Source organism: Limnothrix redekei LRLZ20PSL1, assembly GCF_043235035.1.
Classification (GTDB): domain Bacteria; phylum Cyanobacteriota; class Cyanobacteriia; order CACIAM-69d; family CACIAM-69d; genus CACIAM-69d.
In genome coordinates, this window is the sequence record NZ_JAZAQF010000076.1 from 1 (window position 1) to 7502 (window position 7502).

The 7502-nt window shown below is 55.8% G+C and carries 8 protein-coding genes; 2 read left to right on the plus strand and 6 right to left on the minus strand.

Annotation, left to right across the window (positions count from 1 at the left end):
- Window positions 1-168: 168 nt before the first annotated feature.
- The 4 genes from VPK24_RS12700 to petC form a co-directional block, all read right to left on the minus strand.
- Entirely contained in the window at window positions 169-1530 is a 1362-nt protein-coding gene (locus VPK24_RS12700) for a Mur ligase family protein (RefSeq protein ID WP_393013866.1), read from the minus strand.
- A 410-nt stretch (window positions 1531-1940) separates the two neighbouring features.
- Complete coding sequence (locus VPK24_RS12705; protein ID WP_393013868.1) at window positions 1941-2888, minus strand: lysylphosphatidylglycerol synthase transmembrane domain-containing protein; 948 nt, start codon at window positions 2886-2888, stop codon at window positions 1941-1943.
- A gap of 195 nt (window positions 2889-3083) precedes the next feature.
- On the minus strand, window positions 3084-3530 hold the full coding sequence (locus tag VPK24_RS12710) for a DUF2214 family protein (RefSeq protein ID WP_393013870.1): 447 nt from the start codon (window positions 3528-3530) through the stop codon (window positions 3084-3086).
- Window positions 3531-3833: 303 nt separating this feature from the next.
- Window positions 3834-4388 (minus strand): cytochrome b6-f complex iron-sulfur subunit, encoded by a 555-nt coding sequence (gene petC, locus VPK24_RS12715; protein ID WP_393013872.1) that lies wholly within the window; start codon window positions 4386-4388, stop codon window positions 3834-3836.
- A 380-nt stretch (window positions 4389-4768) separates the two neighbouring features.
- Between petC and VPK24_RS12720 the strand changes: the two genes are divergently transcribed.
- On the plus strand, window positions 4769-5719 hold the full coding sequence (locus VPK24_RS12720; protein WP_393013874.1) for a GDP-L-fucose synthase family protein: 951 nt from the start codon (window positions 4769-4771) through the stop codon (window positions 5717-5719).
- A gap of 133 nt (window positions 5720-5852) precedes the next feature.
- Window positions 5853-6155: a YkvA family protein gene (locus tag VPK24_RS12725; protein WP_099531504.1), complete on the plus strand. Its 303-nt coding sequence runs from the start codon at window positions 5853-5855 to the stop codon at window positions 6153-6155.
- A gap of 46 nt (window positions 6156-6201) precedes the next feature.
- Here VPK24_RS12725 and VPK24_RS12730 read toward each other — a convergent pair whose 3' ends face one another.
- Window positions 6202-6636: an NUDIX hydrolase gene (locus VPK24_RS12730; protein ID WP_393013875.1), complete on the minus strand. Its 435-nt coding sequence runs from the start codon at window positions 6634-6636 to the stop codon at window positions 6202-6204.
- A gap of 118 nt (window positions 6637-6754) precedes the next feature.
- Window positions 6755-7150 (minus strand): hypothetical protein, encoded by a 396-nt coding sequence (locus VPK24_RS12735; RefSeq protein ID WP_393013876.1) that lies wholly within the window; start codon window positions 7148-7150, stop codon window positions 6755-6757.
- Window positions 7151-7502 lie beyond the last annotated feature (352 nt).

Consider the following 7502-nt stretch of genomic DNA (forward strand, 5'->3'; position numbering starts at 1 on the left):
CGACTAAAGCCACAGGCACGGCGGAACTGTGATGGGGGTAGCGAGGCGAGGCTTTCGTAGAGCATCTCCCGAGGGTGGTGACAGCGACTTTCTACACCGCTATTCTATTCGTGCAAGAGGTCTAATGAAGTCCCCAAAGACTTTCTCAAGACTTAACTTTCTCAAGACTTAAAGAATGCCGCGACCCGTGAGAATTTCTCGAACTTCCAGCATGGCGGAATAGGTGGGCAGGACGTAGAGGGTTTCGCCGTCAGGCAGTCGATCGAGGGCGTTTTGGATCGCTGCCTTGAGGTTGGTTTCCACCGACAGGGTGGCGGGCCCGGCGGGGCGATCGGGATCGCTGTAGGCCAACCGCAGGGCCATGTCATAGGCTCGATCGCCACTGACCACCAGTGTGGCCCCCGTCGCCACCAGCCCTTCCGTGTCCGCGTCCCAAATCCAAGACACATCGGTTCCGTCCGGTGTGCGATCGTTCAGCACCAGCAACACCGTGGGCGGAAAGGGTCGATCGCTCGTCAGTTCCACCACCGTTCGTAGGGTTTCGTTGGTTCCCACCGGGTTTTTGGAGAGCAAAATTTGCACCGATTTTCCCTGCACCGTCAGGGATTCTGCCCGGCCAAAAGCCGCTTGGAAATTGCGAATGGCCGCTTGAATGGGTGCTTCCCCAATGCCCAGGGCTTGGGCGGTAGTGGCGGCGGCCATGGCGTTGTATTGGTTATAGATGCCCACCAATAATTGCGGCCAGTCACGGCTATTCAGCAACGGGCGCGATCGCGCAAAACCGCAACTGGGGCAGTGATAATCGCCCAAATGGGATAGATAAACGCCCTCATAGGTCAAAGAATGACCACAGTTGGGGCAATAAATGGAATCAACGGCGTGGGGAATTTCCGGTAAAAAGCGTTCCGGTTCACTGAGGCCAAAGTAGCGAACTCGGGCTAAATCTTCCCACTGGGCTTCCAGTTGTTGCCCAAAGTGGCAGAGGGTGGGGTCATCGGCGCTCAACACAGCGATCGTATGGGAGAGCGGGGCGATCGCCCGTTCCCAGCGGCGAGCAATCGTGTCCACCTCGCCATAGCGATCGAGCTGGTCACGAAACAAATTCATCGCCAACAGGATCCGCGGCCGAATTTGCGGTAGCACCTTGGGCAGGACATTTTCATCCACTTCCAAGATCGCAAAGTCCCGATCAAGCCGCCCCAGCCAATTAGCATCCGCCAGCAAAGCCGCCGTCAGACCATTTTCCAGATTGGCCCCTGTGGCGTTGTGGGTCACCCGATAGCCCTGGTTTTCTAAGATGCTTCGCAGCAGCAGGGCCGTGGTGGTTTTGCCGTTGGTTCCGGCCACCAAAATTGCGCCCTGTTTCACTTGAGCTGCCAACAGAGCCAAGGCATTGGGCTGAATCTTGCGGGCAATGCTGCCGGGCAACACACTCCCGGCCCCGCGCCGCAGCAACCGCACGGCTAGGGCGATCGCCCGGGCGGCCATCACTGCCGCTGCTAGTCGCAAATTGTCGATTGCGCCCGCCATGAACCCCTGTCCGCAAAACCCCCGCTATCCTACCACCCGGCGGCTGGGCCCCTGTGCGGGAAACTGTAGACCGTTGGTTAACCGCTTTCACGAAAACCCCTGTTCTCAAGATCGGCCGATCAACGACCATCTTGTATTAGTGTGACAGGCTTAATGTATTGGGTTAAAGTTGCGCAGTCAGTCGTGGTAACAAGGGGTTTGAGCATCTTGCTGCTTAACGATCAGGTGGCGGTAACAGTCATGTAATTTGACCCGGCAAGTTAAGGCAGTCGCGCTAGTAGCTAGTAGGTTGGGTTGAGGTGCGAAACCCAACAACAGCAAGGTTTGTGGCGATCAAATTGGGCTTCGCAAAACTCAACCGACCCTACCGGAGAACTACCGGAGAACCGGACATTTGAGTGTTTTGTCAGTCAATCAGCAATCTCAGAAGCTTCCGATTCCCGAGATGCAGATTCCCCAGTCCAAATTTGTTCGGCAGGAGGCGTTAACCACCAGGCCAAGCCGCCCAAGCCGGTTTCCGCCAGCACACTCACCAATCGATAGCTGGCCACGCTGGCCAACAAAGCCGCTGGATTGACGATCGACCCTAACAGGGCGATCGCCGCCGCTTCAAAAACCCCAACCCCGCCGGGCGCACCGGGCACGACCAATCCCAACAACCAGGCCAACCCAAACCCACTGGCCAACCGAGGCAAATCCAGAGGATTAATGGCACTAAAGGCCGCCAGAGCTGCCAAAAAGCCCGCGCCCCGCCACAACAAAAAGCCCGTTTCCCCCAACAACGGCCCGATCGGGTATTGGCTCAGTTGGGCCGGTTGGTGATGGGGGCTACTGTCGGTGGTTTGCAGTTTGCGGCGACCCAACCGTTGCAGCAGGGGATTCAAAATGCGGGGATGTACTGCCGCCAGCACTCCGATCGCCAGGGCTAATTGCACTCCCCACCAAGCTCGATCGCTCGCCAAAACCCCCAGCAGCAAAGCCGCCACCGCCATCAGCAACGGCTCCAGCAACACACTGGCCGCCGCCACTGGCCAAGCCACGCCCACTCGGCCCGCCGCCCGAATTCGACCGTAGAAATGCCAAACATTCCCCGGCAAATACTTGGCCACATTGGTCACCAGATAGGTGCGCATTACCCAGCCACGCGGGGCCGATCGCCCAAAGGCCTGCAACAGCCAGCCCCATACCACCGCTGACCACAAGTGCGCTGCCGCCGTCAGCCCCAGCGACAGGGCCAGCCAGCCCCACCCTTGGGCCGTTAACCGCAAGGTGGCGACTTCCGCCGCCCGATCGAGCAGTGTTTTCAGCAAAAAAGCGAGGACGAGTCCCAAGACCAGCCAGCGGCCAAATTTCTTCAAAGGGGGTTAACCAAAAATTGAGATTGCCATCAACAAGATAGCTACCCAATAGCCGTTAAATGGCCCCCAATCAGACTTGCATGGGCGATCACAACCCGATCGCAATCCTTGAGGCATTTGATCGCGATTGATCGCGATATTCAACGAGATACTAACGAGACCCTCCCTGAAGCATGGCGAGCTAGGCACTGAGGATTACGCGCTGCGGGCCAGGAGCGCCGCCAACAACGGAAGACTGATCCAGCCCACCAGCTCAATCCGAATTAGCCAAGAGAGCCACTGAAATTGTGTTTGACCCAGTTGGGGAACCTTGCCTGCCCGCAAACTGCCAATCCAAGACACAAAGGAAATGGTTGGATAAATCGACAAAGCCCCGACCAAGAGAAATAGGCCAACTTTGGTATAGAAAATGGGGTTGCCAAGGTAATAGTCCGCACCTTTGCCAAAGTAAAGAACCCGCAACACTCCGGTGAATAAAACCAGAGAAGCGGAGATGCCATAGATCACATCAGCAATCAGAATTCGCCAAGCTTCTGCGATCGAGAGTTCTTTTTTGAGAGTCAGCAGTTCCACGGCCACAGCCCCAAAGGCCAACATGAAGCTGAGGTAATGGAAATAAGCAGTAATTGCGCTGGGCCACATGGTGATGGGAGAGAGTTTTCAAAGGGCAGGAACAGGACGTTTCAATCAAAACAATCAAGCGCGATCGACCCAGGCCAATATCGATCCAGACCAATGCCGAGGGGATGAGCCGGGGTGAGCATCCCCCTCAGCCAATGGCGATCAAAATCAATCAGGATCTATCAAGATTTATCAAGGCCGATCAAGAAAAATTCGTGACCCATGGTGACCGGATAGCGATCGAAGTTTGGCCCTTTGCTGGGAATGGAGTTGAACCATCGCAGCAAAATTTTAGGTGAACCGGTGCTCGACTTTGAGAAGACGCTAGATCCACCAGGGCTTTTCGTCAGTGCGCGGGTCAGCTTCAGTCCAGGGGGTGAGAGCGATGTGGTCACCCAAAATAGTCACTTGCACAATTTTGAGAGGCAAGGGAGCCGGCCCGCGCAATACGCTGCCATCGGCCGCATACCGAGAGCCGTGGCAGGGACATTGGAACTCTAAATCATTGGGATTCCAGGGGAAGGTGCAGCCTAGGTGTGTGCAGGAGTTGACCAGTCCGATCGGGTCGAGCTGTTGGGCTGCGTTCACCACCAAATAAGTTGGCTCCCCGGCCAACCCAGCCACCAGGGCCCGGCTCCCCGGTGGCTCTGCCAAGATTTGTGCCGCTGGAATCAGGTTCCCCAAGCTGTCTTTGGCCAAAACACTACCGTTGTCGCCCAGGCTTTCGCGAGGCGGAATCAGGAACTGGCCGGCGGGATAGAGCACGGAACTGGCCGTGGTGGCCACAGCAGCGCCAGTGAGGAAGTTCAGAAAACGCCGCCGGGAGGGGGAAGGAGGATCAAGCGGCGGATCAAAATTAAGCGGCAGACTGTGATCCATGATGATGAGTCCGGTTAGATATACATCTCTTAATATAGCTAAATAACTATTTGGTTGTTAATCAAATTACCAAAACACCAAAACAAAACTCTAATTTTCGGGTCAGGTTTCAAAAAGTGCGCTTGGTGGGCTGTTTTTGGACGAACTGACGAATTACTGAGGGTGGATTGCCGATTGCTTGTCCAATCGAGTAAGCCGGTGAAGGCAGGTGTCGGATGGGGTGGGGCTGTTCCAAAATGGGGTTTTCTGGGTGTTCCGCATTGGTCGCGGGGCCGGAAAAATCAGAAACCGAGGACGATCGCGCCTTGGCAACCCTAATTTGCAGCCAGTTTCGACCCCGATTTTCCCCACGTTTTTAAGGTGAACAGCAGGTGAACAGCATGAGCAACACCCCGATCGACTTGAGTAATAAGACCATTTTGGTGACCGGCGGCGCGGGCTTTCTGGGCAAGCAGGTGGTGCAACAGTTGGTGGCGGCGGGGGCGAATCCTGAAAAAATTACGATTCCCCGATCGCGCGAGTGCGACTTGCGGCAATGGGCGGCCTGTGAGACGGCTGTGGCAGGTCAGCAGGTGGTGATTCACCTGGCGGCCCACGTGGGCGGCATTGGCCTGAACCGCGAAAAACCGGCCGAGCTGTTTTACGACAATTTGATGATGGGTACGCAATTGATCCATGCGGCCTATCAAGCGGGAGTGGAGAAGTTTGTTTGTGTGGGAACGATTTGCGCCTATCCCAAATTCACGCCCGTGCCGTTTAAGGAGTCTGATCTTTGGGAGGGCTATCCCGAGGAAACCAATGCGCCCTACGGGGTGGCGAAAAAGGCGCTGTTGGTGCAACTTCAGGCCTATCGAGATCAGTATGGCTTCAATGGCATTTATCTATTGCCGGTGAATTTGTATGGGCCAGAAGACAATTTCGATCCGGGTAGCTCCCATGTAATTCCAGCGCTGATTCGTAAGGTGCATGAGGCACAACAACGGGGCGATCGACAGATTCCGGTTTGGGGCGATGGCAGTCCCACGCGGGAGTTTTTGTATTCCACCGATGCGGCGGCGGGCATTGTTTTGGGGGCGCATTTACTGAACAGCTCGGAGCCAGTAAATTTGGGAACGGGTCGGGAAATTTCGATTCGCGATTTGATTGAGCTGATTTGCAAACTGATGGGCTACGATGGGGAGTTGGTTTGGGAAACGGACAAACCCAACGGCCAACCGCGCCGCTGTTTGGACACAACGCGGGCGAAGGAACTGTTTGGGTTTGAGGCGCAAACGAGTTTTGAGGATGGGCTGCGCCAAACGATCGACTGGTATCGCGCCCATGCGGTTTAGGGGGCGATCGGGGGGCAATTGCTGAACTGGCTAAGGGGTGCGGGTTTCGCGATCGAGCGGTGGGGTCGTCACCCTCGACGCTGCCCGATCGCCCCTGTCAAGATGAGAGGCAATCACGCGGCAGGATAGCGCCATGAATATCTCCCCCAGCGCCCTTTACGGTTGGTATCGCGACACGATTCGGAACCCGAAATATCGCCTCTGGATTGTGGCGGGCACGCTGGTGTATCTCCTTAGCCCGATCGATATTGCGCCGGACTTTCTGCCGATCGCGGGCCAACTGGATGATTTGGCGATCGTGACCTTGCTGATTGCAGAGCTGTCGCAAATCGCGATCGAGTGGTTTAAAAATCGCCCCACGGTGAAGTCCGCTCCGGCGGCCACGGTGGCTGACTCTACGGTGGATGTGAACGCCGTCAAGATGGACGGCCAATGATGGACGGCCAATAATGATCAGTGATGATCGGCTGCCTCAATTTTCCCTATTCATCGAGCCAGAGAGCTGGGTCTTGATGCAGGGCCAACAGGATCGATCGATGGGGTGTGCCGATCGGGCGCATCTGTTGCAAACGGGGCGACCAACATTCTCCCGCTTCCAAGTCGGTGATCGTGCCCCAAGCCAAATCCTGCCCTTCGTTTAATTCCAACTCCGTGAGCGGCACGGTAAGCAATCCGTGAAAGAAAAAATGTTGGCGGCCGCTGTCTTGCAGGGTCGATCGAAACGGACTTAACCGGGGCGGCACAAAGCCAATTTCCTCTTGCAGTTCCCGCCGCAGACCCGCTGCGGGCGCTTCGTCGGCCTCCAGGTGTCCGCCAAATAGGCCCCAGTGACCGGGATAGAGAATGTGGGGAAAATCATCCCGCAGTTGCAACAGGAATCGATCGCGCGAGGGAGGATAGAGCAAAGCAAGGGCCACCGCTTCCATTCCTGATCCCGTTCCTGCTTCAGCATCTGGGGATGAACTGTCCCCGTTTGACTCAGATCCTGATTGGGATCTGGGGCTTGGGCTGGGGTCTGATGAACGCATGGCTAATTTAAGGCTCCTCGATCGCGTAAATTTCGCCCATCTCCTGCTGTCCCACTTGGATCGGTTGATAGCGAAGCGAGGCCCTGAGCTTCACCACTTGCCCTAGCTCAAGCTCGGTTCGATCGCCCTGCGACAGCACCCAAATCCAGCCCGTTGGATCTTCAATTCGGTAAATGCGGCCGTCGAGCAGGGGCACTCGTTCGACGGCTTTGCCTTGGATATAGACCGATCGCCCATTGAGCGACGCAGCCGGTTGTTGTTTTAACTCCCCGATCGCAACGGTTGGCGTGCAGCCCACCATGAACCAGGTGAACCCCAGAACTAACCCATGCCACCCCTTGTTTTTTTGTCCTTTTGGCCGTGGTGGGACGGGTGGAGCCAAACGCCGCAACATCTGAGACATGAGCTGCTGAGACATTGCCGGTATGGTGATTTTCAATCAGATCCTGTTGCTCGTTATGGTTGCGCAAGCGGGCCCTCAGTGACCACGATTCTTAACTTTAACTTTTGCATTGGCTGCTTCATGGGTCTTCACATGGGTTGACGAAATCGTTGAGGTGCGGAAAATCCTTTAGATTTTGACGCTGAAATGCTCAAAACGCATGATCAATTCTTTACAGTTTGAAGCGTTCCCTCTAGTCAATATAAATGCTGTGGTGAATCGCAGCACCAACATCCAGACACAGCAAAGCGATCGCCCGTAAATACGAGCGATCGCTTGGGGTCACAAAATTACTGAGAACACGGCCTATGTA

Excerpts from the sequence above, each read along its gene's own strand:
- VPK24_RS12710 (WP_393013870.1), bottom strand. The coding sequence starts at position 3,530 with ATGTGGCCCAGCGCAATTACTGCTTATTTCCATTACCTCAGCTTCATG.
- VPK24_RS12700 (WP_393013866.1), bottom strand. The coding sequence starts at position 1,530 with ATGGCGGGCGCAATCGACAATTTGCGACTAGCAGCGGCAGTGATGGCC.
- petC (WP_393013872.1), bottom strand. The coding sequence starts at position 4,388 with ATGGATCACAGTCTGCCGCTTAATTTTGATCCGCCGCTTGATCCTCCT.
- VPK24_RS12735 (WP_393013876.1), bottom strand. The coding sequence starts at position 7,150 with ATGTCTCAGATGTTGCGGCGTTTGGCTCCACCCGTCCCACCACGGCCA.
- VPK24_RS12720 (WP_393013874.1), top strand. The coding sequence starts at position 4,769 with ATGAGCAACACCCCGATCGACTTGAGTAATAAGACCATTTTGGTGACC.
- VPK24_RS12725 (WP_099531504.1), top strand. The coding sequence starts at position 5,853 with ATGAATATCTCCCCCAGCGCCCTTTACGGTTGGTATCGCGACACGATT.